Annotated in this window: 22 protein-coding genes; 19 read left to right on the top strand and 3 right to left on the bottom strand. The window is 68.8% G+C overall.

Annotation, left to right across the window (positions count from 1 at the left end; translation table 11 throughout):
• Positions 1 to 2: 2 nt before the first annotated feature.
• From GTZ93_RS40030 to GTZ93_RS39940, 19 genes are all read left to right on the top strand, one after another.
• A complete protein-coding gene (locus tag GTZ93_RS40030) occupies positions 3 to 1121 on the top strand; it encodes a DUF4388 domain-containing protein (protein WP_120576352.1) in 1119 nt (372 codons plus the stop codon).
• 96 nt (positions 1122 to 1217) lie between these two features.
• Positions 1218 to 2297: a PhoH family protein gene (locus GTZ93_RS40025; protein WP_139916098.1), complete on the top strand. Its 1080-nt coding sequence runs from the start codon at positions 1218 to 1220 to the stop codon at positions 2295 to 2297.
• 214 nt (positions 2298 to 2511) lie between these two features.
• Entirely contained in the window at positions 2512 to 5025 is a 2514-nt protein-coding gene (locus GTZ93_RS40020) for an HDIG domain-containing metalloprotein (protein WP_139916099.1), read from the top strand.
• A complete protein-coding gene (gene ybeY / locus GTZ93_RS40015; protein ID WP_167548707.1) occupies positions 5022 to 5903 on the top strand; it encodes an rRNA maturation RNase YbeY in 882 nt (293 codons plus the stop codon). The genes GTZ93_RS40020 and ybeY overlap by 4 nt, the downstream gene beginning before the upstream one ends.
• 51 nt (positions 5904 to 5954) lie before the next feature.
• Positions 5955 to 7277 (top strand): Lnb N-terminal periplasmic domain-containing protein, encoded by a 1323-nt coding sequence (locus GTZ93_RS40010; RefSeq protein ID WP_139916100.1) that lies wholly within the window; start codon positions 5955 to 5957, stop codon positions 7275 to 7277.
• A gap of 50 nt (positions 7278 to 7327) precedes the next feature.
• Positions 7328 to 8450, top strand: a protein-coding gene (prfB, locus tag GTZ93_RS40005; RefSeq protein ID WP_257979037.1) for a peptide chain release factor 2 whose coding sequence is annotated in 2 segments (ribosomal slippage) — positions 7328 to 7396 and positions 7398 to 8450 — 1122 coding nt in all. Because the reading frame shifts where the segments join, the coding sequence is not laid out codon by codon here.
• Between the two features lie 156 nt (positions 8451 to 8606).
• A complete protein-coding gene (locus GTZ93_RS40000) occupies positions 8607 to 9239 on the top strand; it encodes an RNA polymerase sigma factor (protein WP_139916101.1) in 633 nt (210 codons plus the stop codon).
• Positions 9236 to 9616 carry an anti-sigma factor family protein gene (locus GTZ93_RS39995; RefSeq protein WP_120576357.1) on the top strand — a complete coding sequence of 127 codons (381 nt, stop codon included), beginning with the start codon at positions 9236 to 9238 and terminating at the stop codon, positions 9614 to 9616. Before GTZ93_RS40000 ends, GTZ93_RS39995 begins: the two co-directional genes overlap by 4 nt.
• Positions 9617 to 9705: 89 nt before the next feature.
• Positions 9706 to 11265, top strand: coding sequence for a lysine--tRNA ligase (gene lysS, locus GTZ93_RS39990; protein ID WP_139916102.1), 1560 nt, complete (start codon positions 9706 to 9708; stop codon positions 11263 to 11265).
• A gap of 12 nt (positions 11266 to 11277) precedes the next feature.
• Positions 11278 to 13647 (top strand): ABC transporter permease, encoded by a 2370-nt coding sequence (locus GTZ93_RS39985; RefSeq protein WP_139916103.1) that lies wholly within the window; start codon positions 11278 to 11280, stop codon positions 13645 to 13647.
• Between the two features lie 2 nt (positions 13648 to 13649).
• The gene (locus tag GTZ93_RS39980; protein ID WP_121781039.1) at positions 13650 to 14324 is read left to right on the top strand and encodes an ABC transporter ATP-binding protein; all 675 of its coding nucleotides are present in this window, start codon (positions 13650 to 13652) and stop codon (positions 14322 to 14324) included.
• Positions 14325 to 14400: 76 nt separating this feature from the next.
• A complete protein-coding gene (gene bamA / locus GTZ93_RS39975) occupies positions 14401 to 16872 on the top strand; it encodes an outer membrane protein assembly factor BamA (RefSeq protein WP_233596847.1) in 2472 nt (823 codons plus the stop codon).
• 119 nt (positions 16873 to 16991) lie between these two features.
• Positions 16992 to 17558: an OmpH family outer membrane protein gene (locus GTZ93_RS39970; protein WP_139916104.1), complete on the top strand. Its 567-nt coding sequence runs from the start codon at positions 16992 to 16994 to the stop codon at positions 17556 to 17558.
• A 15-nt stretch (positions 17559 to 17573) separates the two neighbouring features.
• Positions 17574 to 18638, top strand: a complete 1065-nt coding sequence (lpxD, locus tag GTZ93_RS39965; RefSeq protein ID WP_139916105.1) for a UDP-3-O-(3-hydroxymyristoyl)glucosamine N-acyltransferase — start codon at positions 17574 to 17576, stop codon at positions 18636 to 18638.
• Positions 18638 to 19105 carry a 3-hydroxyacyl-ACP dehydratase FabZ gene (gene fabZ / locus GTZ93_RS39960; RefSeq protein ID WP_120550015.1) on the top strand — a complete coding sequence of 156 codons (468 nt, stop codon included), beginning with the start codon at positions 18638 to 18640 and terminating at the stop codon, positions 19103 to 19105. The genes lpxD and fabZ overlap by 1 nt, the downstream gene beginning before the upstream one ends.
• Positions 19106 to 19139: 34 nt before the next feature.
• Positions 19140 to 19916, top strand: a complete 777-nt coding sequence (lpxA, locus tag GTZ93_RS39955) for an acyl-ACP--UDP-N-acetylglucosamine O-acyltransferase (protein WP_120576362.1) — start codon at positions 19140 to 19142, stop codon at positions 19914 to 19916.
• 30 nt (positions 19917 to 19946) lie between these two features.
• Positions 19947 to 20750: an LpxI family protein gene (locus tag GTZ93_RS39950; protein ID WP_120576363.1), complete on the top strand. Its 804-nt coding sequence runs from the start codon at positions 19947 to 19949 to the stop codon at positions 20748 to 20750.
• Between the two features lie 74 nt (positions 20751 to 20824).
• A complete protein-coding gene (locus tag GTZ93_RS39945; RefSeq protein WP_139916106.1) occupies positions 20825 to 21850 on the top strand; it encodes an OmpA family protein in 1026 nt (341 codons plus the stop codon).
• Positions 21851 to 21858: 8 nt separating this feature from the next.
• A complete protein-coding gene (locus GTZ93_RS39940; protein ID WP_120576365.1) occupies positions 21859 to 22329 on the top strand; it encodes a hypothetical protein in 471 nt (156 codons plus the stop codon).
• Here the strand turns inward: GTZ93_RS39940 and GTZ93_RS39935 are convergent.
• From GTZ93_RS39935 to lpxB, 3 genes are all read right to left on the bottom strand, one after another.
• A complete protein-coding gene (locus tag GTZ93_RS39935) occupies positions 22322 to 22951 on the bottom strand; it encodes a MarC family protein (RefSeq protein ID WP_121753388.1) in 630 nt (209 codons plus the stop codon). The two genes, GTZ93_RS39940 and GTZ93_RS39935, sit on opposite strands and share 8 nt — an antisense overlap.
• Positions 22952 to 22963: 12 nt before the next feature.
• Positions 22964 to 23668, bottom strand: coding sequence for a polyprenol monophosphomannose synthase (locus tag GTZ93_RS39930; protein WP_139916107.1), 705 nt, complete (start codon positions 23666 to 23668; stop codon positions 22964 to 22966).
• Positions 23669 to 23739: 71 nt separating this feature from the next.
• Positions 23740 to 24900 carry a lipid-A-disaccharide synthase gene (gene lpxB / locus GTZ93_RS39925; RefSeq protein WP_139916108.1) on the bottom strand — a complete coding sequence of 387 codons (1161 nt, stop codon included), beginning with the start codon at positions 24898 to 24900 and terminating at the stop codon, positions 23740 to 23742.
• Positions 24901 to 24945 lie beyond the last annotated feature (45 nt).

Below are 24945 nucleotides of genomic sequence, written 5' to 3'. Positions count from 1 at the left end.
CCATGGCCCTCAAGGGCACCCTCAAGGATTTTGGAATCGGCGACATCCTGCAGCTGATTGGTCAGCAGCAGAAGACGGGCACGCTCCACCTGCGCAACAAGGACCAGGAGGTGCGCGTCGGCTTCCAGGACGGCCACATCATCAAGGCCGAAAGCCTCACCCGGAAGCGCAAGGAGCTCATCGGCGCCATGCTGGTGCGCGCCGAGATCATCACGGAGACGCAGTTGGTGGCCGCGCTGGAGGTCCAGAAGCGCACCCTCAAGCGGCTGGGTGACGTGCTGGTGCAGAGCCACGCCCTCACCGCGGAACGCTTCCAGCACATGGCCCAGCTCCAGGTGACGGAGACGCTCTACCGCCTCTTCACCTGGAAGGCGGGCACCTACGAGTTCATCCAGGAGCCCGTGGAGCCCGGCCCCGAAGGCATCACCCCGCTGCGCGCGGAGACGGTGCTGATGGAGGGCTTCCGGATGGTGGACGAGTGGCCCGTCATCCGGAAGCGCATCCACCGCGACGACATGACCTTCGAGCGCGTCAAGGCGCTCCCGCCGCCCCGCGCCAACGCCGACGAGGGCGGAGAGCTGGGCGTCATCGGTCCGACGGAGCGCCACGTCTACGAGGAGATCGCCGTGGGGCGCGACCTGCGCCGCATGGTGGACCTCAGCGGCCTGGGCGAGTTCGAGACCTGCAAGGCGCTCTACAACCTGGTCAAGGGCGACTATGTGCGCGCCATCGACCCGGAAGGCCGCGCGCCCGTGCCGGAGGACAACCGCCTCGTCGCGCGGGTGGCCGGCCCCCTGGGGCGCATCGCGGTGACCATGGCGGTCATCGCGGGGCTGGCCTTCATCGCGTCCCGCTGGGTCGGGGGAAGCGGGCACGAGCCCGGCGCCTCCCGGTTGGGGGATCCCGCCGCCCAGCGTCAGATTGCCCACGCGCAGCGCGTCCGCATCGAGGCCGCGCTGGAGGTGTTCCAGTTGGAGAAGGGAACCCTCCCGGAGCGGTTGGATGCTCTGGTGGATGCCGGATTGTTGAGTCCGGAGGAACTGCGCTACCCGTGGCGGGAGGAGTATTATTACCGTCGCACGGACGCCCGGCAGTTCATCCTCCTACCGCCCGTGCGCTAGCCTGCGGGCAGGCTCGCCGTCGAGAGATGGCGGGCGTGGGGGGAGGGGCGGCGTTAAATTGAGGGCAAGCGATCACTGAACGAGGAATGACGCGCATTGCGAAATCCCGCCACGCTGGAAGTGCCCGCAGCCCGCGCTGAAACCACTCCCACCTCCGCCAAGGTGGACGTCCGTGACAACGAGACGACCCAGGTCCTTTGCGGAAATCAGAACGAAAACCTCAAGCTGATGGAGCGGCGCCTGGGGGTCCGGGTGGGGCAGCGCGGTACGGAGCTGCTCCTGTCGGGGCCCGCGGACGCGGTCGCCTTCGCGGTGCGCCTCGTGGAGAACCTGGAGGGGATGATCCGCGCCGGACGCCCCGTCTACCGCGAGGACGTGGAACAGGCCATCAAGGTCCTGGGCCGCGGCACGGAGTCGTTGCAGGAGGTGATGCTCGGCACCGTCCTCAAGAGCTCCGGCAACCGGCAGATCGCCCCCAAGAGCATCGCGCAGAAGCGCTACGTGGACGCCATCCGCAACCACGACATCGTCTTCGGCGTGGGCCCCGCCGGCACCGGCAAGACGTACCTCGCCATGGCCATGGCGGTCGCCTTCCTCCAGGAGCGCAAGGTCAAGCGCATCATCCTGGCGCGCCCCGCAGTGGAGGCCGGTGAGAAGCTCGGCTTCCTCCCCGGCGACCTGGCGGAGAAGGTGAACCCGTACCTGCGCCCGCTCTACGACGCGCTGCACGACATGATGGCCGTGGAGCGCGCCCAGTCCCTGGTGGAGCAGGGAGTGGTGGAGGTCGCGCCGCTCGCGTTCATGCGCGGCCGCACCCTCAACGACGCCTTCGTCATCCTCGACGAGGCGCAGAACACCACCGTGGAGCAGATGAAGATGTTCCTCACCCGCCTGGGCTACAACAGCAAGGCGGTCATCACCGGCGACGTGACGCAGGTGGACCTGCCCACGGGCAAGCTGTCCGGCCTGAACCACGCGCGCTCCGTGCTGAAGAACATCGACGGCATCCACTTCTCGGAGTTCTCCGACGTGGACGTCGTGCGCCACCCGCTCGTGCAGGAGGTCATCCGCGCCTACGAGCGCTCCGAGGCCTCCCAGAAGGCCGCCCCGGCGGCCCGCGAGGCTGCCTCGGCCTCCGAAGGCGCTGCCCCTGCGGTGGAACGCACGGAGTCCTGACGTCGTGACGCCGCACCCGCCACCCCCGCTCCCAGCCTTGCGCCGGGACGGGGGTGGAGTCGCTGGGTGACCCACACTGCTGCCTGTTGGCTTACCTGCAAATATCGCAGAGCGAACTGGCGTCCGGGCGGCGGCTGTCCCACCCTCACGAATTTTCCCCGTCGCTGCTTCCTTCTAGGGAGCCTGACGTCTTCGCAGGGTGAGGAGTTCCCCCATGGCCGATCCTGAATCACCAACCCCCGGGCCCAGTCCGCTGGACGCGCTCGCGGTGCGCCTGGGGCTCGGGCGGCGTGGGGAGTGGGGTCGGCGCATCGTGCAGGCCTTGTTGCTGCTCGTCGTCTCGGTGGGGGCGGGCTTCGTCATCTCCCCGGGCCTCTACAGCCAGCAGATTCCGGCGCTCACCACGGAGAACCTGGGCAAGCCCTTCCGGGCCAACTCGCCCGCCGGCTTCAAGGCCGCGCGCGATTACGACATCGTCCACCAGTCGATGACGGAGCAGCGCCGCCGCGAGGCCCGGAGCGCCGTGCGCCCGGTGTACGACCTCAACCCTGCGGTGGTGGGCAACCTGCGCGCGTCCGTGCGGGCGGGCTTCGCCTCCGCGCGTGAGCACCTGGAAGAGGAGAAGGACGCCCGCGCCGAGGAGACCCCACCGGAGGAGGGCCAGACCAAACGCCGCCGCGCCACGTCGCTCACGCCGGAGGCCCTGGAGCGCCAGCGCCGCGACCGCGAGGAGATGCAGGCCCGGTTCCAGGAGCAGCTCTTTGGCCAGCGGGACGCGGGGCTGGAGTCCGAGGACTTCCAGGCGCTTGTCGCCAACGGCTTCTCGGAGGAGTCGGAGACCGCCACCCTGGTGCTGCTGGACCGGGCCTACCGCGCGGACGGCAGCCAGGTGTACGTGGCCGGCTCGCGGGAGGAACTGGTGCGTGAGGCACCCCAGGGCCTCACCGTGCGCGACGTGCAGCACAAGAACGAGGAGACGCTGCCCGCGGGCGCCGCCCAGGTGGTGGACATGCGGGAGGCGCACCAGGAGATGGACCGGTTCGCCTCCGTGCCCGGCAACGTGATGCCGGAGGCCCCGGCGGTGCAGCGCCGCGCGGTGCTGCGCATCGCCAAGCGGCTCGTGCGCCCCAGCCTGACCATCAACATCGCGGAGACGGACCTGCGCCGCCGGCTCGCGGGCGACGCGGTGAAGGATGCCGTCATCGCCATCAAGAAGGGCCAGCGCGTCATCGGCGACGGCGAGCTCGTCAACGAAACGCACCTCGTCATGCTGCGCGGGATGCGCGCGCAGACGGACCGCCTGGACCTGCTCCAGCTCCAGGTGGGCGGCACGGGCCTGGTGGCCCTGCTGGTGGTGGCCTTCTACGGCTTCTGCCGCGCGGCCTTCCGCCGCTTCCGCCCCACGCGCAAGGACGGCATGTTGCTGGGCCTGTTGCTGGTGGGCCTGTTGGGCCTGCTCCAGGTCTGGGTCTCCATCGCGGACGCGGTGCAGGACCGCTACACGGCGCTGCCCATCGAAGCGTTCTATTACGCCTTCCCTGTCGCGGCGGGCGCCATGCTGGTGCGCTTCATCCTCGCGCAGGAGCTGGCGCTGTTCTTCGCCATGGTGTTCGCGTGCCTCGCGGGCGTGATGCTGGGCAACTCGCTGGCGTTCGGCATCTACACGCTGGTGGGCTCGCTGGTGGCGGCGGATCGCATCGTCAAGGCGAAGGACCGCGTGGGCATCTTCCGCGCGGGCCTCGTCACAGGCATCGCCAACCTCATCGCGGTGATCTTCCTGTTCCTCGTGGAGGGCAAGGGCCTGGCCGGGGACACGCTGATCACCGCGGTGTGCGCGTTCTTCGGCACCGCGCTCGCCGTCCCGGTCATGGTGATGGCGCTGACGCCGCTCATCGAGGCCACGTTCGGCTACGCGTCGGACATCAAGCTCTTGGAGCTGGCGAACCTGAACCACCCGGCGCTCAAGGAACTCATCGTCCAGGCGCCCGGCACGTACCACCACTCCATCATCATCGGCACGCTGGTGGAGAACGCGGCGGAGACGATTGGCGCGAACCCGCTGCTGGCGCGCTCGTGCGCGTACTACCACGACATCGGAAAGGGCCGGAACCCGCTCTACTTCGGGGAGAACCAGAAGGGGGAGAACCGGCATGACGGGCTGGCGCCCGCGATGAGCGCGGTCATCATCAAGCGCCACGTGACGGAAGGCCTGGAGATGGCCCGGCAGTACCGCCTGCCCAAGCTGGTGGCGGACGCGATTCCGCAGCACCACGGCACGCGCACGGTGGGCTTCTTCTTCCACAAGGCCATGAAGGAGCAGGAGGGCAAGGAAGGCGCGCCCCCCATCGACGAGAGCATCTACCGCTACCCGGGCCCCAAGCCGCAGTTCCGCGAGGCGGCGCTGGTGATGATCGCCGACGCGGTGGAGGCCTCCACGCGCTCCATGCCGGACCCCACCAGCGCGAAGCTCCAGGCGCAGGTGCAGAAGATCATCAACATCATCTTCTCCGAGGGCCAGCTCGACGAGTGCGACCTGACGCTCAAGGACCTGAACCTCATCGCCCAGTCCTTCCTGCACACGCTGGAAGGCATCTACCACACGCGCCCCGTCTACCCGGCGGGCGCGATGGGTGGGGGCAAGGGCGGAGGCGCGCCGCTGATGATGGCGCCCGCCCCCGCCAAGACGGAAGCGAAGGACACGAAGGTGCGAACGGCGGGCATGTCATGAGCCGCAAGGTGGAGGGCGTGAAGCTGCGCAAGGGCAAGGTGATTCCGCGCGACGACGGCAAGCGCATCGAGGAGTTCGTTGGCGTGGCCAGCACGCAGACGGAGTCCGCGTCCGTGGCGCGCATGCGGGCGCCGCCGGGCTGGAGCGAACCCGCGCAGAAGCCGGAGTTCGACGAGGTGGTGCTCGTCCTCACGGGCGAGCTCACCCTGGTGGTGGACGGCAAGCGCGAGCGCATTGGCGCGGGCGAAGTGGGCCTGGTGCCGCGCGGCAAGCGCGTGGTGTACCGCAACGACTCGCAGGGCGCGTGTGACTACTGGTCCATCTGCGCCCCGGCGTTCCGCGTGGAGCTGGCGCACATGGAGAAGCCGGCGCCCAAGGCGAAGGCCGCGGACAACCACGTGACGGTGCAGGTGGCGCACGGCCAGGGCGCGGACTACGAGCGCCTGCTCACCACCTGGTCCCGCGACTACCTGAAGCGCCTGGGCCTCACCGACTGTGAGCTGTCGCTGTCGCTCGTGGGGGACCGGGCCATCCGCCGGCTCAACCGCACCTGGCGCCAGAAGGACAAGGCCACGGACGTGCTGTCCTTCCCCGCGGGCGACCTGCCCAAGGGCACCCCGGGCCCGCGCCCGCTGGGCGACGTGGTCATCTCCCTGGATACGGCGAAGCGGCAGGCGAAGGAGTACGGCCGCACGCTGGAGTCGGAGATGGGCCGCTACCTGGCGCATGGCCTCCTGCACCTGTTGGGGCATGACCATGAGAAGCCTCGCGACGCGAAGCGCATGGCCGCCCTGGAGGAGCAGCTTCTGGGTGAGCGGGGCATGGTGGCGGACTCGCTGACCATCGACTCGCGCGCCCGCCGCGCGAAGCTCATCTGAAATCCCCGCCGGGGGGCTTGCGGCCCCCCGTGCCTCGTGTTGGATGGAACGATGCCCCGCCTGTCGTCTCTCATCGTCGCAAGCCTGTTGGGTCTCCTGCTGTCCGCGTCCCCCGCGCGCGCCGCGTCGGTGCCGCCGTGGGGCACGGGCGAGAGCCGGGGCGAGGACCTGTCCATCTGGCTGGTGACCTTCAGCCCAGGCGACGACGTCTTCTCGTGGTGGGGCCACGGCTCGCTGGTGGTGGAGGACCGCGCCCGCCACATGCAGCGGCTCTACAACTACGGGATGTACTCGTTCGACGACCAGACGGTGGTGCACTTCGCCAAGGGCCGCCTGGAGTTCTGGGTCGGCGAGTCGAGCGTCAACGGCACCTTCCGCTTCTACAAGTCGCTGGGGCGCGACGTGCGCGTGCAGGAGCTCAACCTCACGCCGGAGCAGCGCGTGACGGTGGCGAAGAAGCTGGCGGACAACGTGCTGCCGGAGAACCGCGACTACCTCTACGAGCACTACAGCGACAACTGCGTGACGCGGCTGCGCGACATGATCGACGTGGCCGTGGGCGGCCGGCTGTCAGAAGCGGAGAAGGCTCCGGCCCGCATGACGCTGCGCGAGCACACGCGGCGATACACGTCGGTGAGCCCGCCCGTGAGCTTCCTGCTCGACTTCATGATGAATGACTCCATCGACAAGCCCATCACCCGCCGCGAGGAGGCCTTCCTCCCGGACGAGCTGGAGCAGCAGGTGGCGGAGCTGAAGGTGCCGGGCCCGGACGGGCAGCCGGTGTCGCTGGTGGAGAAGCAGTGGGACTTCTACGCGTCGCCCACGCGCCCCCGGCCCCCCGCGCAGCCTCCCGCGTTCGGCCCGTACATCCTCGCCCTGGGCGTGCTCCTGGGCGGCGCCGCGCTGGGCCTGGCCGCGTGGGAGAAGAAGGGCAGCCGCGCGGCGCGCATCCTCCTGGGCCTGGAGAACGTGGTGGTGGGCCTGGTGCTGGGCATCCCCGGGCTGGCGCTCGTCATCATGTGGGTGGGCACGAACCACGTCGTCACGCACCACAACGAGAACCTCTTCCTCGCGAACCCGCTGACGCTCCTGGCCGTGCCGTACGGCCTTCGCCTCACCTGGAACAGCGCGAAGGCGCGGGCGCGGCTCAAGTGGGTGTGGGGCCTGCTCGTGGCCACGGGCGCGCTGGGACTGGTGCTCAAGGTGCTGCCCTGGTCCGACCAGGACAACTGGCGCGCCATCGCGCTCATCCTGCCCATCTCCCTGGGCATGGCCGGCGCGTTCTGGCTGGACCGGCTCCGGGCGCTCGTGCCAGGAACGGCGCGCACGCCGCCCCGTCAGGATGCGCAGGCCTCCTCGCTCAAGGCCTCCTGAAACACCCCGGCTTTCCCAACTGTTTCGCAACGAAGGAGACGACGAACACCATGGCGAACGATTCGATGGAGACGATCCACGCCCTGAAGGAGCGCCTCAACGCGCTCCGGGGGCATCTTTGACCTCGACCGCAAGCGGTCCCGCATTGCGCTGATCGAGCGTGACTCCACGCAGCCCGACTTCTGGAACGACAACACCAGGGCGCAGGGCCTGCTGAAGGAGAAGTCCACGCTGGAGGCCAGCGTGGGCGCCTTCGACAAGACGATGCGAGGGCTGGACGACGCGCAGACGCTGCTGGAGCTGGCGGCGGAGATGAACGACGAGGCGAGCGCGCAGGAGGCGGAAGGCACGCTCGCGTCGCTGGAGGGCGAGGTCGCGAAGCTGGAGCTGGCGCGGATGCTCTCCGGGCCGCAGGACCGCAGCAACTGCTTCATGGACATCAACCCGGGCGCGGGCGGCACGGACTCCATGGACTGGGCCGCCATGCTCCTGCGCATGTACACGCGCTACGGCGAGACGAAGGGCTGGAAGGTCGAGATCAGCGACGCGTTGCCGGGCGAAGAGGCGGGCTTCAAGAACGTCTCCCTGCGCATCGAGGGCGAGAACGCCTACGGCTACCTCAAGGCGGAGGTGGGCGTGCACCGGCTGGTGCGCATCAGCCCCTTCGACGCCAACGCGCGACGGCAGACGGCCTTCGCGTCCGTGGACGTGTACCCGGAGGTTGACGACAGCATCCAGATTGACCTGCCGGAGAAGGACTACGAGTTGAAGTTCATCCGCGGCAGTGGCGCGGGTGGCCAGAAGGTCAACAAGACGTCGTCCACTGCGCAGCTGCGGCACCTGCCCACGGGCATCATGATCACCTGCCAGACGGAGCGCTCGCAGTCGGCCAACAAGGACATGGCCTTCCAGATTCTGCGCGGCCGCCTGTACGAGCTGGAGATGAAGAAGCGCGACGCCGAGCGCGACGCGGCCGAGGCGGCCAAGAAGGACATCTCCTTCGGCTCGCAGATCCGCAGCTACGTGCTGGCGCCGTACCGGATGGTGAAGGACCTGCGCACCGGCGTGGAGACGGGCAACGTGGACAAGGTGCTGGACGGTGACCTGGAGGAGTTCGTCACCGCGCAGCTCCTGGGCGTGAAGAACCCCAACCGCAACGCCTCCGCGGACTAAGGCCAGGGCGCCCCGTCCGGATGCATCCCACCCCTCCCGGGCCTTGAGTCCGGGAGGGGTTTTCCATGTCCGGGAACCTTTTTTCCGGGGCCGGTGTCAGGGGGCGGGGCAGGGTGGTGCGGTAGGATGGAGTAGGCCCTACACGGGGAGGCGCGGGTGTCACCGGGCGGAGTGCTCGACGTCGGACAGCAGGCCCTGGCCCCCGAGGCCCAGGCCGACCCGCGCCGCGAGGAACAGGCGCTGCTCGTCCGGCTGCGGCGCGGCGACCCGGAGGCTTTCGAGTTGCTGGTGCACCAGCACCAGGACCGCCTCTACGACTTCTGCTTCCGCATGGTGGGCGACCGCGAGGAGGCCCACGACCTGGTGCAGGAGATTTTCGTCAGCGTGCACCAGAACGTCCGGCGCTTCCGCGAGGACGCGCGCCTGTCCACGTGGCTGTTCCGCATCTCCAAGAACCACTGCCTCAACCGGCTGAAGTACCTCCAGCGCCGGGGGCGGGGCCGCTCGGAGGTCTTCGACGAGATGAGCGCCGCCGCCATCGCGGAGGGCGGGGGCGCCCCGCCGCAGCCGGACGCCGCCCTGGACGCGGCGCGTGAGCGGGCCCGGGTGCAGCGGGCCATTTCCCAACTGGACCCCGATGCGCGCATGCTGGTGGCGCTGCGAGACATCGAGGGCCTGAGCTACGACGAGATTGTCGACATCACCGAGCTGCCCGAGGGGACCGTGAAGAGCCGGCTCCACCGGGCACGCGAGAAGCTGGCGGACCTGCTGGGGCGCTTCGAACCATGAGCGGCGGCGGGTGGAGGTCAACGGACGTGGAACCTCGATTGGATCACCGGGAGGCGAAGGCGCTGTTCCTGGCGCTCGCCGACGAACAGCTGCCTGCCCCCCAGGAGCAGGCGGTGCGCAGCCACCTGGACGGCTGTGAGGAGTGCCGCCAGGGGTGGGACCGGTACGCCCGCACGGTGGAGCGGGTGCGCACGGTGGAGCGGGAAAAGGCCCCGCCCGCGCTCGCGTCGCTCGTGGCCGCCCGCGTGCGCCGCCAGCGCCGCTTCGGCCTGAAAGGCCTGCACCTGGCGCATGCCCAGCACCGCTTCCCGGTGGAAATCCTCATCCCGCTGCTGTTGGCCGCGGCGGTGGGCGCATTTCTCTTGATGTCTTCCTGACGGTCATTTCCGGGGCCGCTACCCCCTGGGATGCGTTGCGTACCGGGGGAGGCTTGGCTACGGTGCCGCGCCTTTCACACGAGCGCGTCATGGCCGACACCGAGAACAAGACCCCCCCAGGTGAGAAGAGCGGCGAAGCGGCGGACTCCAGCTCCAAGGAGCAGGAGATCTACCAGCAGCGGTTGGACAAGGCCGCCAAGTGGCGCGAGGCCGGCTTCAACCCCTATGGCAACGGCTACGCGCCCAAGGACGTGGCGCAGCGGCTCCACGACGACCACGGCCAGAAGACCGCCGAGGACCTGGACAAGGAAGCTCCCCAGGCGGACGTCGCCGGCCGCATCGTGGCCATGCGCTCGTTCGGCAAGGCCGCGTTCATCAAGCTTCGCGACCGCTCCGGCGAAATCCAGGTGCACGTGAAGAAGGACGCGCTGGGGGACCTCTATGAGGTCTTCAAGCAGTGCGACCTGGGTGACTTCGTCGCGGCGCAGGGCACCGTCTTCAAGAGCAAGACGGGCGAGTTGTCCATCGCGGCCGCGAAGTTCATCCCGCTCACCAAGTCCCTGCGCCCCATGCCGGAGAAGTGGCACGGCCTCACGGACGTGGAGATCCGCTACCGCCAGCGTTACCTGGACCTCGTCTCCAACCCGGACGTGAAGCAGGTCTTCCTGAAGCGCAGCAAGCTGGTGAGCTTCATCCGGAACTTCCTCGACGGGCGGGACTTCGTCGAGGTCGAGACCCCGATGATGCACCCGCTGGTGTCGGGCGCGGCGGCGCGGCCGTTCGTCACGCACCACAACACCTACGACGTCGACCTCTTCATGCGCATCGCGCCCGAGCTCTATCTGAAGCGGCTCGTGGTGGGCGGCATGGAGCGCGTCTACGAAATCAACCGCAACTTCCGCAACGAGGGCGTGAGCACCCGGCACAATCCGGAGTTCACGATGCTGGAGTTCTATCAGGCGTACGCCACGTACGAGGACCTGATGAACCTCACGGAGGAGATGCTCTCGGAGGCCTCCCGCCACGTCACCGGCGACTCCAAGGTGAAGTACGGCGAGCACACCATCGACTTCGGCAAGGGCTGGAAGCGCATCCCCATGCCGGAGGCCATCCGGGAAGCCGTCCCCGGCCTGTCCGACAAGGACATGGTGGACGTGGACCGCCTGCGTCACGAACTGCTCAAGACGGTGCATTCAGAGGTGGAGCGCCGCGCCGTGGACGCCATGAACCAGGGTGAGCTGGTGGGCGCCCTCTTCGAGGCCCACGTCGAGCACACGCTCATCCATCCCACCTTCATCACCCAGTATCCTACCGCCGTCTCCCCGCTCGCCCGCCGCAACGACCAGAACCCGGAAATCACGGACCGGTTCGAGCTCTTCGTCGCGGGCCGGGAAATCGCCAACGCCTTCTCCGAGCTGAACGACCCCCTGGACCAGAAGGGCCGCTTCCAGGCCCAGCTGGACGCGAAGCAGCGGGGCCAGCAGGAGACCATGGACTACGACGAGGACTACATCCGCGCCCTCGAACACGGCATGCCGCCCACGGCCGGTGAAGGCATCGGGATTGATCGCGTCGCTATGTTGTTCACGGACGCCGCCAGCATTCGTGACGTGATTCTCTTCCCCCTCCTCAAGCCGCTGGCGAAGTAGCCACGAGGCCTCGTGCACCCCGCCGAACGGCAGACCGATTATCGCTGGCCCCTCCTGTGGGCCGGCGCCCTCGTGGCCCTCGTGGGAGCCATCCTCCTGGGGGTGGCCATCTCCGAGTCCGAGGCGTGGGCCGAGGTGGCCGGCGCCCTGGGCCTCTCCTTCGTGGGGTGGGGCGGGCTCGTCCAGTCCTTCGACGCCGGGGCGCTCGCCCTGGGCGCCCAGAAGGCCTCGGCCGTGGCCGGCCCCAAGGCCCTGGTGGCCGGGACACTCGTCTGGCTGGCCGGCTGGGGCCTCATCGCCGCCGGCATCCGCCGCGCGCCGGCCTCCGGTGAAGGGCCCAGCCCCGCCGCGGGTGCGCCCCTGTACCCGCGCCTGGCGCGCTACCGGGACTTCTACTGGAGCACGCTGGGCGCCTACGGCGGCGGCATCCTGCTGGCGGAGCTGGCGCTGCTGCTGCTCCAGACCGTGCTCTCCAGCGGCGTGCCGTCGGATCTGGGCGGCGCGGCGCGCGAGGCGAGCGGGGGGCTGTCGCTACCTCCCACCATCGCCTTCGCCATCGCCTTCATCGTGAGCATGGGCGTGGCGTTCGCGTCCGGCTTCGTGGGCGCGTCCCGGGCGCAGCGGCTGTCGTTCCCGGAAGCCACCATCGGCGTGTTCTATCTGGGCCTGCCGGTGCCCATCCTCCTGTCGCTGATGGAGCGGGTGCCGTCGCTGCAACTGGCGCTGGGCTACCGGCTGCGCGAGGTGACGTACGTCGCGGGGCTCATCGGCCGGCCGGAGCTGGCGTACTGGCTCGTCTTCGCCGCGCTGGTGCTGGCGCTCGTGCTGGGCATCAACACGGGCTTCATCGCGGCGGGCAGCGGCCGGGTGGACCTGCGGCTGGGCTTCGAGCTCTTCGTCGCGCGCCGGCACGTGGCGGTGTTCCGCCCGTCGCTGCTGTTGGGCGCGCTCGCGGTGCTGATGTTCGGCATCGTCCCGCCGCTCATCGTCTACTTCATCATCCGCGGGGCGGAAGCCGCCGTGGAGCGCACGCGCGTGAAGTCCCTGGGCCTGGCGGATCCACTCGCCGCCGCGTCCGCGCAGCACCGCATGAAGCTGCATGAGCAGTCGCCCACCATGATGATGACCGCGCTGTCCGTGGGCGGCGTGGGCGTGGGCGTGATGGCGCTCATCATCGTGCTCAGCGTGATGAGCGGCTTCGAGGCCGACCTCCAGCAGAAGATCCTCGGCACCAACGCGCACGCGGTGGTGTCGCGCTACGCCGGGGACTTGCCGGACTACGACAAGGTGATGCAGCAGGTGAAGCGCGTGCCCGGCGTCGTGGGCCAGACGCCCTTCATCATCAACCAGGTGATGATCGCCTCGGAGGGCAACGTCGACGGCGTCATCATCAAGGGCATCGACCCGAAGACGGTCGGCTCGGTGACGGACCTGCCGCAGAACATCCTGCCCGGCGGCGACCTGGGCCACCTGGAGCAGCCCGCGAAGATCCTCCCCAGCAGCGCGGTGGAGGACGCGGAAGGCAAGAAGGACGCCGAGGAGGAGGACCCCATCATCGGCAAGCCCTCCAAGCCCGCGAAGCCCATGGTGCTGCCGGGCATCATCATCGGCCGGGAGTTGGCGGCGTCGCTGCGCGTGGTGGTGGGGGACCGGGTGAACGTCGTGTCGCCCCTGGGGACTGAGCTGGGGCCGTCCGGGCCCATCCCCAAGAGCCGCGCGTTCCGGGTAGCGGGCGTCTTCTACTCGGGCATGTACGAGTACGACTCCAAGTTCGTCTACATCCTGCTCAAGGAAGCGCAGGACTTCTTCGCCGTGAAGGGCGCCACCGGCATTGAACTGAAGGTGGCGGACATCGACGACGCGCGCCGCATCGCCAACCAGGTGGTGCGCGTGCTGGGCGGCTACCCCTACCGCGCGCGCGACTGGGGCGAGATGAACAAGAACCTCTTCTCCGCGCTGCGCCTGGAGAAGCTGGTGATGGGCATCATCCTGTCCATCATCATCATCGTCGCCGCGGGCCTCATCGTCGCCACGGTCATCATGCTGGTGCTGGAGAAACGGAAGGAGATCTCCGTCCTCAAGGCGCTGGGCGTCCCGGACGGTGGCATCGTGAAGATCTTCCTCGCCGAAGGGCTCCAGATTGGCGTGGCCGGCGGCGTGCTGGGCCTGTTCTCCGGCCTCGCGTGGTGCCTCTTCATCGAGAAGGTCGGCATCAAGCTGGATCCGGAGGTCTATTACATCCCCGCGCTGCCGGTGCGCATCGAACCGGTGCAGACAGCGCTGGCGGTGATCATCGCGGTGCTCGTCACCTACCTGGCGTCCATCTACCCGGCCCTCAAGGCGAGCAGCGTGGAACCGGTGGAAGGTCTGAAGGCGGAGTAGCCATGGCGCTGTTGTCCATCCGCAACGTCTTCAAGAGCTACTTCCTGCACGGCAAGCGCATTGACGTGCTGCGCGACGTGTCCCTGGACATCAACGCCGGCGAGCTCATCTCCATGATTGGCGCGTCCGGCGCGGGAAAGAGCACCTTCCTGCACGTGCTGGGCACGCTGGACGCCCCCGCCGCCGGTGAAGTCCTCTTCGACGGCAAGTCCGTCTTCTCCATGAACGACGCGGAGATCGCCGAGTTCCGCAACCGCACCATTGGCTTCGTCTTCCAGAGCCACTACCTGTTGCCGGAGTTCACCGCGCTGGAGAACGTGGCCATGCCCGCGCTCATCCAGCGCAAGGACCGCACCCCTTCGTACGCCTACGCCCGTGAGCTCCTGGAGCGCGTGGGCCTGGGCAGTCGCGTGGACCACCGCCCCGGTGAGCTGTCCGGCGGCGAGGCCCAGCGCGTGGCCCTGGCGCGCGCGCTGGTGCTCAAGCCCGCGGTGCTGCTCGCGGACGAACCCACGGGTAACCTGGATCCCACGACAGGCGAGGGCATTCACCAGCTGCTCCGGGACGTCAACCGGGACCTGGGAATCACCGCCGTCGTCGTCACGCACAACGAGACGCTTGCTCGCTCCATGCCCCGCCGTCTGAGACTGGCCGGCGGGCAGGTGTCGGAGGCCTGATGGCCGCTCGCTTTTGGATTGAGGGGCCCTCCCCCCATCCCGTACATTGCCCCGCCTTTTCCTGGCCGGACTGCACTTGAGGCTCACCGTTCTGCGCAAGTCATTGCTCCCGCTGCTGGCGGTCGCCCTGTGGGCGTTTGGGCCCGTTGCTGCCTACGCCCAGGTGGACGTCGACGCGGGTTCGCCCGTCGTCCTCCCCCCGTCTACTCCCGCCGCCACGCCCGTATCGCCTCCGGATGGGGGCCCTCCCTCGGGCGCGGACGCGCCGCTGGCGTCCTCTCCGGACGACGAGGACACCAACGTCTCCCCCTCGGATCGCGTGGTGGAGATCCGCATCGAGGGCAACCGCCGCGTGGAGTCGGAGGCGGTCCGCCGCGCCATGCGCACCCAGGTCGGTGACGCGCTCACCCGCTCCGCGGAGGACCTCCGCGCCATCTGGGCCCTGGGCTACTTCACGGACGTGCAGCTGCTCGCGCAGCGCCTGGCCAACGGCATCGCGTACGTGGTGCGCGTGTCGGAGCGGCCCACCATCCGCGCCGTGGCGCTCCAGGGCAACGAGGAGCTCAACGCGGAGGACCTGAAGGAGCAGCTGGATCTCAAGGTCGGCACCATCCTCGACATCGAGGCCGTGCGCGCCACGCAGAAGAAGATCCAGGAGAAGTACGTCGAGAAGGGCTACTTCCTGGCGGAGGTGACCTACAAGCTGGAGCCGGTCGAAGGCGGCGCCGCGGTCACCGTCGTCTACATCATCAACGAGCACTCGAAGGTGATGGTGAAGCAGATCATCCTTCAGGGCGCGGAGAAGGTGTCCCCGGAGGAGCTCAAGGCGACCATGATCACGAAGGAGGGCGGCTTCCTGTCCTTCTTCACCGGTGAGGGCACCTACCGCGAAGAGGCCTTCCAGCGCGACCTCGCCGTCATCCAGATCGCCTACTACGACCGCGGCTTCATCAACGTGCGCGTGGACAAGCCCACCGTGCAGCTGTCCGCGGACAAGCGCGACATCTACATCACCCTGCACATCACCGAGGGTGAGTCGTACGACATCGGGAAGATCGACTTCGCGGGCGACCTGGAGCGCCCGCCGGAAGAGCTGCTGCGGCTGATGAAGTCGCGCCCCAAGGAGCGCTTCAACCGCGGCCAGCTCTCCACGGACATCTCCGCCATCTCCGACGTGTACTTCGACAAGGGGTACGCGTACGCCAACATCAACCCCGTCACCTCCGTGAACGCGGAAGACCGGACGGTGGACCTCACCTTCGACATCCAGAAGGGCCCGCTCGTCAACATCGAGCGCATCGACGTCGTCGGCAACACGAAGACGCGCGATAAGGTCATCCGCCGCGAGCTGCGCGTCTACGAAGGCGAGCTCTACAACGGCACCGGCGTGAAGCGCAGCCGCGAGCGCGTCACCGCCCTGGGCTTCTTCGAGACCGTCGAAATCACCCAGCACCCGGGCAGCACCGACAACGCCATCGTGTTGCAGGTGGAGGTGAAGGAGAAGGCCACCGGCACGTTCCAGGTGGGCCTTGGCTTCTCCAACGTGGAGAACTTCATCTTCACGGCCCAGGTGTCGCAGAACAACTTCCTCGGCTGGGGCCAGAGCGTGTCCGCGTCCGCCCAGATCTCGGGCCTGCGCTCGCTCGTCCAGCTGTCGTTCTACGACCCGTACTTCCTGGACACGAACTACCTGCTGTCCGCGGAGTTCTTCCGCGTGCAGGCGGACTACGAAGGCTTCATCCGCAATTCCACGGGCGGCACCATCTCCCTGGGCCGCCAGCTGGTGGACGACGTGCTCGCCACGGTCGGCTACTCGCGTGAGTACGTGGACGTGCAGGCGGGGCAGGGCATTGGCGCGGTGCTGCTCGCCAACCAGTTCCAGTCCGGCGTCACCAGCGCGCTGCGCCTGTCCGTGTCCTTCGACCGGCGAGACAACCGGCTCTTCCCGTCGCGCGGCTTCATCCACTACGGCTCGGTGGAGACGGCGCCCTCGTTCCTGGGCGGCACGTTCCTCTTCAACCGCTACACCGCCTACTCGCGCCTGTACTTCCCCCTGCCGCTGGGCTTCGTCTTCAAGACGAACGCCACGATGGGCTACGTGCAGCAGCTGGACTCCAGCAAGCCGCTGCCCATCAGCGAGCTCTATTACGTGGGCGGCATCAACACGATCCGCGGCTACTACCTGCGCAGCATCAGCCCCACGCTGCTGGTGCCGCGCGCGGACAACCCGGACGCCAACGTCACCGAGTTCCGGGTGGGCGGCAACAAGCAGCTCATCTTCAACTTCGAGCTGGAGTTCCCCATCTTCGAGAAGGCCGGCCTGCGCGGCGTGCTCTTCTACGACGCCGGCAATGCCTTCGGCTCAAACGAGAAGTTCTTCGAGGACCGGCAGGACAAGCTGCCCCTGGGCCTCTTCCACGCGGCGGGCTTCGGCTTCCGCTGGTTCTCGCCCATCGGACCCCTGCGCTTCGAGTGGGGAATCCCGCTGACCAAGCGGCCGTCGGACGACTCCATCCTGTTCGAGTTCACGATCGGTAACTTCTTCTGATAGGCATTGACCCCAAGGCCTTCCCGGTACGTCCTCCTCCGCCCCACCCGGGCGGAAGTGAACAGGCCGGGATGGCGGACGTCGGAGCCTGCAGCACCCTTTCCGAGGAGCCGTAACCCATGTCGCTTCGAAGCACCCTGGCGGTCGCCGCCGCTGTCCTGTCGCTCGCCCTCCCGGTTGCCGCTTCGGCCGCCGAGCTCAAGGTTGCCTACGTCGACCTGCAGCGCGTGCTGCTGGAGGTGGATGACGGCAAGGCCGCCAAGGCCCGTCTCCAGAAGTGGCTGGAGGACCGTCAGAAGGAGATCGACAAGGAGCAGGAGACGCTCCGCAAGGAGAAGGACACCCTGGACAAGCAGGCCAGCGCCATGAGCGAGGCCACGCGCACCCAGAAGGCCACCGAGCTCCAGAAGAAGGTGATGGAGCTGGCGCAGAAGTACGAGCGCAGCCGCGCCGAGGCCGCCAACAAGGAGCGCCAGGAGATGGAGCCCATCGTCAACCGCATCGACCAGGTCATCGCGTCCATCGCGGAGCGGGACGGCCTGGGCATGGTGCTGGACAAGCGCGACTCCGGCATCGTCTTCGCGCTGTCCCAGTACGACATCTCCAACGAGGTCGTGCGCAGCTACAACAACAGCGCCTCCAAGAAGCCCGCGCCGGCGGCCAAGGACGCCCCGGTCAAGAAGTAGGCGTTGGACACCCCCGTGCCATCCGCATCCAACGCGCACCGGCTGGGGGACATCGCCACCCACGTCCGGGGTGAGCTCCTCGGCGACCCCGGACTGCTCGTCCATGGCCTGAACGGCCTGGAGGAGGCAGTCCCGGGGGAGGTGTCGTTCTACGGCAACCCCCGCTACCGCAAGCAGTTCGAGGCCACCCGCGCCTCGGCGGTGCTGGTGGGGATGGATGCCACCGCTCGCGACGGCGTGGCCCTGGTGCGGGTGCCCAACCCGCACCTGGCCTACGCGAAGCTCCTCGCCCTGTTCCACCCGGCCACGCGGCCCGCCGCGGGCATCCACCCGGCGGCCCACGTGCACCCGGCGGCCACGGTGCACCCGGAGGCCACGGTGAAGGCCGGGGCGGTGGTGGAGAAGGGCGCCCACGTCGGCGCCCGCACGGTGCTGCACTCCGGGGCCTATGTGGGTGAAGGCGCGCGCGTCGGCGACGACTGCGTGCTCTACCCGCACGCCACGGTGCGCGAGAACTGCGTGGTGGGCTCGCGCGTCATCCTCCACGCCTCGTCGGTGGTGGGCGCGGACGGCTTCGGCTTCGCGTTCGACGCGGAGGGCGAGGACGGCCCCCGCCACTTCAAGATTCCCCAGGTGGGCATCGTCCGCATCGAGGACGACGTGGAAGTCGGCGCCTGCACCTGCATCGACCGCGCGACGGTGGGTGAAACGGTGGTGGGCCAGGGAACGAAGCTCGACAACCTGGTTCAGATCGCCCACAACGTGCGCGTGGGCCCGCTGTCGCTCATCTGCGCGCAGGCGGGCGTTTCGGGTTCGGCGGAGGTGGGCACCGGCGTGGTGCTCGCGGGGCAGGTGGGCGTGGTGGGCCACATCCGCGTGGGAGACCTGGCCAAGGTGGGCGCGCAGTCGGGCGTCGCCCATGATGTGCCGGACGGGCAGGTCGTCAGTGGCAGCCCCGCCATCCCCCACAAGGAATGGCTGCGCGCCAGCGCCGCGTCGGGGCAGCTGGCGGACCTGCTCAAGGAAGTGCGCGCCCTTCGCAAGAGGGTGGAGCTGTTGGAGAAGGAGAAGGGCGGATGATGGACATTGGCGAGATCCAGGCGCTGCTGCCGCACCGCTACCCGTTCCTCCTGGTGGACCGGGTGGTGGAAATCGTGCCGGGCCAGAAGCTCACGGCCTACAAGAACGTCACCATCAACGAGCCCTTCTTCAACGGCCACTTCCCGGGGCACCCGGTGATGCCGGGCGTGCTGATCCTCGAGGCGCTCGCCCAGGCCACGGCCATCCTTGCGTATAAGACGGAAGCCATGGACCCGACGCGGCTCGTCACGTACTTGATGGGCGTGGACAACGCGCGCTTCCGCAAGCCGGTGGTGCCCGGGGACCGGCTCCAGTTGGACATTGAAGTCATCCGCCACAAGGGCGCCATCTGGAAGACGAAGGGTGTGGCGTCGGTGGATGGCGCCAGGGTGGCGGAAGGGGAGTTCCTCGCCACCGTGGTGGACAAGAACAAGGCCGCCAAGGGCGACGAGAGCGCGGCGCCGTAGGGCGCGTCATTCGCGCTGCTGAGGAGAGAAGGACATGGCGCAGGTTCATCCCACCGCGGTCGTCCATCCGGGAGCCCGGCTCCACGACACCGTGGAGGTGGGGCCGTTCTCGGTCATCGGGCCCCATGTCGTCATTGGCGCGGGCACCCGCATCGGGCCGCACGTCGTCATCGAGGGCCGCACCACGTTGGGGGAGCGCAACCACCTCTTCCAGTTCTGTTCCGTGGGCGCGGCGCCCCAGGACCTGAAGTACGCGGGCGAGGACACGGAGCTCGTCATTGGCGACGAGAATCAAATCCGTGAGTTCGTCACGGTGAACCTGGGCACGGTGGCCGGTGGTGGCGCCACGCGCCTGGGCCACCGCAACCTGCTGCTCGCCAACAGCCACATCGCGCACGACTGCGTCGTGGGCAATGAAGTCCTCCTCGCCAACGGGGCCGCGCTCGCGGGCCACGTGGTGGTGGAGGACGCGGTGAAGATTTCGGGCCTCGTCGCGGTGCACCAGTTCACCCGGCTGGGGCGCTACGCGTTCATCTCCGGCGGCTCCATGGTCACCATGGACGTGCCCCCGTACTGCACCGTGCAGGGCGACCGGGCCACGCTGGTGGGCCTGAACACCGTAGGCCTGGAGCGCGGCGGCTTCACCGAGGAGCAGATTGGCCGCGTGAAGGAGGCCTACCGCATCCTCTTCCGCTCCAAGCTGGGGCTTCAGGATGCGCTCGCGCAGCTTCGCGGGGAGCTCTCCAGCCACCCGGAAGTGGAGCACCTGGTGCGGTTCGTGGAGACGAGCAAGCGCGGCGTCACGCGCTAGGCCTCTTCACGAGGGAACGGAGGGGAGTGGGTGGAGCGCATCGGGCTTATCGCCGGTAACGGCCAGCTTCCCTTCCTCTTCGCGCGGGCCGCCCGTGCGCGCGGCCTGGAGGTGGTGGTGGCCGCGCACCGGGGAGAGACGGACCCGGCGCTGGAGCAGGAGGTCGGCCACTTCGCCTGGGTGCGTGTGGGGCAGGTGGGCCGCATCCAGAAGGTCTTCCGCCAGGCGGGTGTCACCCGAGCGGCCATGGCGGGCGGCATCGGCCGCGTGCGCGCTCTCACGGATGCCCGTCCGGACCTGGGCGCGGTGCGCATCATCTCCCGCCTGCGCAGCTTCCGGGACGACGCGCTCCTGCGCGCCGTGGCCGCGGACTTCGAATCCCAGGGCATCACCATCATCGCGCCCACGGACTTCCTGGGCGAGGTGCTGTGCCCCGAAGGGCACCTGGCGGGCCCCACGCTCAAGCCCGCGCAGGAAAAGGACGTGGCCCTGGGCCGCGAGGTGGCGGTGCTCCTGGGGCAGGCGGACGTGGGCCAGACGGTGGTGGTGCGTGACGGCCACGTGCTCGCGCTGGAGGCCGTGGAGGGCACCGACGAGACCATCCGCCGGGGCGCGAAGCTGGGCGGCCCGGGCGCGGTGGTGGTGAAGCGCTGCAAGCCGGAGCAGGACCTGCGCTTTGACTTGCCCGCCGTGGGGCCCCGCACGCTGGAGGTCATGGCGGAGGTGGGTGCCCGGGTGCTGGCGCTGGAGGTAGGGCGCACGGTGCTGTTGGACGCACCTGCACTCTTCGCGGGAGCCACCGCGCGAGGCATCACCCTGGTGGGCGTGCGGTAGGCTTCCGCGGGAATCCGTTCCCCCGGGCTGGAGTTGCCTCCCCACCTCCCCCGCGACGCCGAGGTTGACGCCGCATGTCCGTTCGACTCCTACCTCTCGTGGCCCTGCTGTGCCTGCCGCTCACCGCCTCCGCGGAGGCCATCCGGGTATCGCTGGAGGGCAAGGCGGCGCTGGGTGAAGGCGTGCCCACGCTGGTCATCCACATCGAAGAGCCCATCGACGGCTTTGAGGTGAAGCTCAAGCGCAGCGACGGCAAGGCGGTGGAGCTCAAGGGGGGCGGCAAGCCGGGCATCTCCCGCCGCCTCGCCCTGGAGCAGCCGGAAGGGAAGTTCCACTACGAGGGCGAGCTCACCGTGCGGTTCCCGGGCGGGGCGGAGCCGGGCTCCATGCCTCTCTCGTTCGACACGGAGCTCAACGGCCCGCTGAAGCTGGAGGTTCGCCCGGAGGACGTGGACGTGCCCGGGCGCAAGCTGCGCTTCACGCTGTCGCGCCCGGCCGCGAAGACGGAAGTGACGGTGAAGATGGACACCGGCAAGACGGCCTTCGCGGGCGACGTGGACTTCAAGGGCGCGCCCGCGGGCACGCCGTTGGAAGTGAAGTGGCTGCCGGCGGAGGGCAAGGTGATGCACATCCGCCTGAGGGCCTACGACACCTCCGACTTCTACACGGGCGTGGACCTCTACCCTTGGCAGGTGGACATCCCGCACGAGGAGGTGACCTTCGCCTCCGGCCGCTCGGACGTTCCCTCGGCGGAGAAGGGCAAGCTGGACGCCAGCTACAAGAGCATCACGGAGGCGTTGAATAAGTATGGCCGCTGGGCGTCGCTGCGCCTGTACGTGCTCGGGCACACCGACACGGTGGGCAGCACGAACGACAACCGCGAGCTTTCGCTCAAGCGGGCGAAGAGCATCGCGACCTACTTCCGCCAACGCGGCCTGAAGGTACCAGTGTTCTACGAGGGCTTTGGTGAGCAGTCCCCGGCGGTGCCCACGCCGGACGAGACGGCGGAGGCGGGCAACCGCCGCGCCGAATACATCATCGCGGTGGAGGACCCGTCGCTGACGAACGCGCCCTTCGCCCCTCGCTGGCGCAAGCCTTGAGGTGTCACATGGTGGAACTTGCTCGCATCCGTTGGGCGCTCGCCGTGGCGGGCCTGGGCTTCTTGGGGACGGTGGGCTGCGCGCACTCCGTGCCCCTTGAGCAGCGCGTGCAGGCCGAGGACGAGAAGTGCACGCTCCTCCAGGCGCTGATGCGCCAGCCCGCGCCCGCGAAGGCCATCCAGAAGTTCGTCGCCGAGGGCAAGGAGGAGAGGGCCCCCGTGGTCGTCTACGTGCGCCACCCGGAGGAGGCCACGCTGGAGCGCTTCTTCACCGGCGACACCCAGTGCGCGAACGAGTCGTTCAAGGTCGTGCAGGAGAACGTCGTGGACGCCGTGGTGGTGTACCTGCAGGAGGTCCAGGGCGGCTACGCGTACGACGCGCAGCGCTCCAGCCCGGACCGCCTCACCATGGACGGCCGTCCCCAGGGCACCGTTCGCAAGGACGGCGCCGTGTGGGTGGCGGGCGCGGACGCTATTTGAGCAGGTCCTTCGCCCCGTCCGCGATGAACTGCACCGCGATGGCGGCCAGGATGAGGCCTGACACGCGCTCCAGGATGGCGACGCCGGACTGACGCAGCACCCGCTGCACCAGGCTGGACGCGTTGAGGATGAAGTAGGTCACGGTGAAGGTCAGCACCACCGCCGCGACCACTGGCAGCGCGGAGACGAAGGACGTCCCGGAGCGCGCCATCAGCACCATGGCGGTGGCGATGGCGCCCGGCCCCGCGAGCAGCGGAATGGCCAGCGGGACGATGGCCACGTCCTCCTTCACCACGCCTTCTTCTTCTTCCGTGGGGCTGGTGCGCGTGGAGGACGGACGGGCGCGCAGCATGTCCAGGGACGTAATCAGCAGCAGGATTCCGCCCGCCACGCGGAAGGCGCCCAGCGACACGGCGAACACCTGGAAGATGACGCGGCCGAAGACGGCGAAGAACAGCATCATCCCGCACGCCACCAGGCAAGCGCGCAGCGCGGTGCTGCGAATCTGCTGCTTGGTGTCCCCCGCCGTCATCGCCAGGAACAGCGGCACGACGCCAATCGGGTCCACCACGAAGAAGATGGCGGACAGCGACACGAGGAAGGTGGACACCATCGCGGACATCGACATGGTGCTTTAGACCGTGAAGCGCAGCTTCCAGACCATGCCCAGCGCTTCGACGAAGATCTTCTTGTTCATCTTCGAATGCCCCACGCGTCGGTCCTCGAACACGATGGGGACCTCGCGCACGGTGAAGCCCTTGCGCAGGGTGCGGTAGGTCAGCTCAATCTGGAACGCGTACCCGGTGCTGCGCACCTCATCCAGGTTGATGCTCTCCAGCACGCGGCGGTTGAAGCACTTGAAGCCGCCGGTGAGGTCGCGCACGTCCACGCCCAGGATGCTGCGCGCGTAGAGCGAACCGCCGCGGCTGATGATCTTCCGGCCCACGCCCCAGTTCACCGTGCCGCCGCCATCCACGTAGCGCGAGCCCAGCACCAGGTCCGCGCCGCCTTCCGCGGCGTCCATGAAGGTGGGCAGGTAGCGCGGGTCGTGGCTGAAGTCCGCGTCCATCTCCAGGATGTACGTGTAGCCCTCGGCCAGGGCCCACCGGAAGGCGGCCAGGTACGCACGGCCCAGGCCCTCCTTCTTCTCGCGGTGGAGCACGCGCACGCGCGGGTTCTTCGCGGCCAGCTCATCCGCGAGCTGTCCCGTCCCGTCGGGCGAGTTGTCGTCGACGACGAGGATGTCCACACGGGGGTCCGCCGCCAGCACCGCCTGGGTGATGGGGCCGATGTTGTCCCGCTCGTTGTAGGTGGGGATGCAGACCAGCGCACGGTTCATGACCCGGCGGACATACCCCAAACCCGGCGCTGGAACAGCACTCCCGACGCCAACCCGGTCGGTTCTCCGGCTCAGGCGACAGGGCGCGGGGGCAGCAGCTCCAGCACCGTCTGGGCCGCGCGGTGGGCGGCCCCCACCTCGCCCAGGCGTCCGCGCACCTCGGCCAGACCCTGGACCATGGCGTCGCGGGGCTCGCCCGGCAGCCACACGCGCCGCACCTCGGAGGCGATGTTCTCCGGAGTCATCTCCCCCTGGAGCAGCTCCGGCACCACGCGCCGGCCCGCCAGCAGGTTGATGAGCGACACGAAGGCCACCTTCAGCATCAGCCGGCCCACCCAGTACGTCACCATCGACACGCGGTACACGACGACGAGCGGCCGCTCCATCAGCCCCGCTTCCAGCACCGCCGTGCCGGAGGCCACCACCGCGGCGTCGCTCGCGCCCACCACCTCCGGGGCGCGCCCGTCCACCAGCACCGGCGTCACACCGCTGCCCTCGAAGCGGGAGAGGATTTCCTCCTTCGCGATGGTGGGCGCCACCGGCACCACCACCTGGAGCCCCGGCCGCTCGGAGGCCAGCTGCTTCGCGGCCCCGACGAGGGTGGGCAGGATGCGGCGGATCTCACTCATCCGGCTGCCGGGCAGCAGCGCGAGCGTGGGAGCGTCCTGGGAAAGGCCCAGGCGCTGCCGGAACTCGAGGGCGCTGGCGGCCTTGGGCATCTGCTCCAGCACGGGACTTCCCACGTAGCGTGCGGGCACCCCGGCCTCCCGGTAGAAGTCCTCCTCGAAGGGCAGGATGCAGAGCATCCGGTCCACCAGCCGCTGGATGGTGCGCACGCGGCCCCGGCGCCAGGCCCAGATCATCGGGGACACGTAGTAGGCCACGGGGATGCCCAGGGCCTTGAGCTTCTTGGCCAGGCGCAGATTGAAGTCCGGGATGTCCACCAGGATGGCGCAGACGGGACGGCGCTCCTCGGCGGCCTGGGCCAGGTCCTTCATGATCCGCAGGATGCGGGGGATGCGGGGGAGCACCTCGGTGATGCCCATGACGGACACTTCGCGGGCGTCGTGGATGAGTTCCACTCCCCGGGCGGCCAGCCGGGCGCCTCCCATGCCGAAGAAGGTGAGGTCGGGGCGCAGGGCCTGGAGTGCGGCGACGAGCTCCGAGGCGTGGGTGTCACCGGAGGCCTCGCCGGCCACGACGAGGATGCGGGGGGAGGATGGCTGCGTCATGGGAGGCAAGACCCTCATCGTAGCTGATGCGCGGAGGGAGGGAGG

Origin of the sequence: Corallococcus exiguus, assembly GCF_009909105.1 — a bacterium.
In the GTDB taxonomy this organism is placed as follows: Bacteria; Myxococcota; Myxococcia; order Myxococcales; family Myxococcaceae; genus Corallococcus; species Corallococcus exiguus.
Note: the sequence above shows the minus strand (reverse complement) of the source record. Positions and strands in the feature narration are given on the sequence as shown.

Bases quoted from the DNA above. Each gene is read 5' to 3' on its own strand.
- GTZ93_RS40030 (WP_120576352.1), top strand. From the start codon at position 3: ATGGCCCTCAAGGGCACCCTCAAGGATTTTGGAATCGGCGACATCCTG.
- GTZ93_RS40020 (WP_139916099.1), top strand. From the start codon at position 2,512: ATGGCCGATCCTGAATCACCAACCCCCGGGCCCAGTCCGCTGGACGCG.
- ybeY (WP_167548707.1), top strand. From the start codon at position 5,022: ATGAGCCGCAAGGTGGAGGGCGTGAAGCTGCGCAAGGGCAAGGTGATT.
- GTZ93_RS40010 (WP_139916100.1), top strand. From the start codon at position 5,955: ATGCCCCGCCTGTCGTCTCTCATCGTCGCAAGCCTGTTGGGTCTCCTG.
- GTZ93_RS39995 (WP_120576357.1), top strand. From the start codon at position 9,236: ATGAGCGGCGGCGGGTGGAGGTCAACGGACGTGGAACCTCGATTGGAT.
- lysS (WP_139916102.1), top strand. From the start codon at position 9,706: ATGGCCGACACCGAGAACAAGACCCCCCCAGGTGAGAAGAGCGGCGAA.
- GTZ93_RS39980 (WP_121781039.1), top strand. From the start codon at position 13,650: ATGGCGCTGTTGTCCATCCGCAACGTCTTCAAGAGCTACTTCCTGCAC.
- GTZ93_RS39970 (WP_139916104.1), top strand. From the start codon at position 16,992: ATGTCGCTTCGAAGCACCCTGGCGGTCGCCGCCGCTGTCCTGTCGCTC.
- fabZ (WP_120550015.1), top strand. From the start codon at position 18,638: ATGGACATTGGCGAGATCCAGGCGCTGCTGCCGCACCGCTACCCGTTC.
- lpxA (WP_120576362.1), top strand. From the start codon at position 19,140: ATGGCGCAGGTTCATCCCACCGCGGTCGTCCATCCGGGAGCCCGGCTC.
- GTZ93_RS39945 (WP_139916106.1), top strand. From the start codon at position 20,825: ATGTCCGTTCGACTCCTACCTCTCGTGGCCCTGCTGTGCCTGCCGCTC.
- GTZ93_RS39940 (WP_120576365.1), top strand. From the start codon at position 21,859: ATGGTGGAACTTGCTCGCATCCGTTGGGCGCTCGCCGTGGCGGGCCTG.
- GTZ93_RS39935 (WP_121753388.1), bottom strand. From the start codon at position 22,951: ATGTCCGCGATGGTGTCCACCTTCCTCGTGTCGCTGTCCGCCATCTTC.
- GTZ93_RS39930 (WP_139916107.1), bottom strand. From the start codon at position 23,668: ATGAACCGTGCGCTGGTCTGCATCCCCACCTACAACGAGCGGGACAAC.
- lpxB (WP_139916108.1), bottom strand. From the start codon at position 24,900: ATGACGCAGCCATCCTCCCCCCGCATCCTCGTCGTGGCCGGCGAGGCC.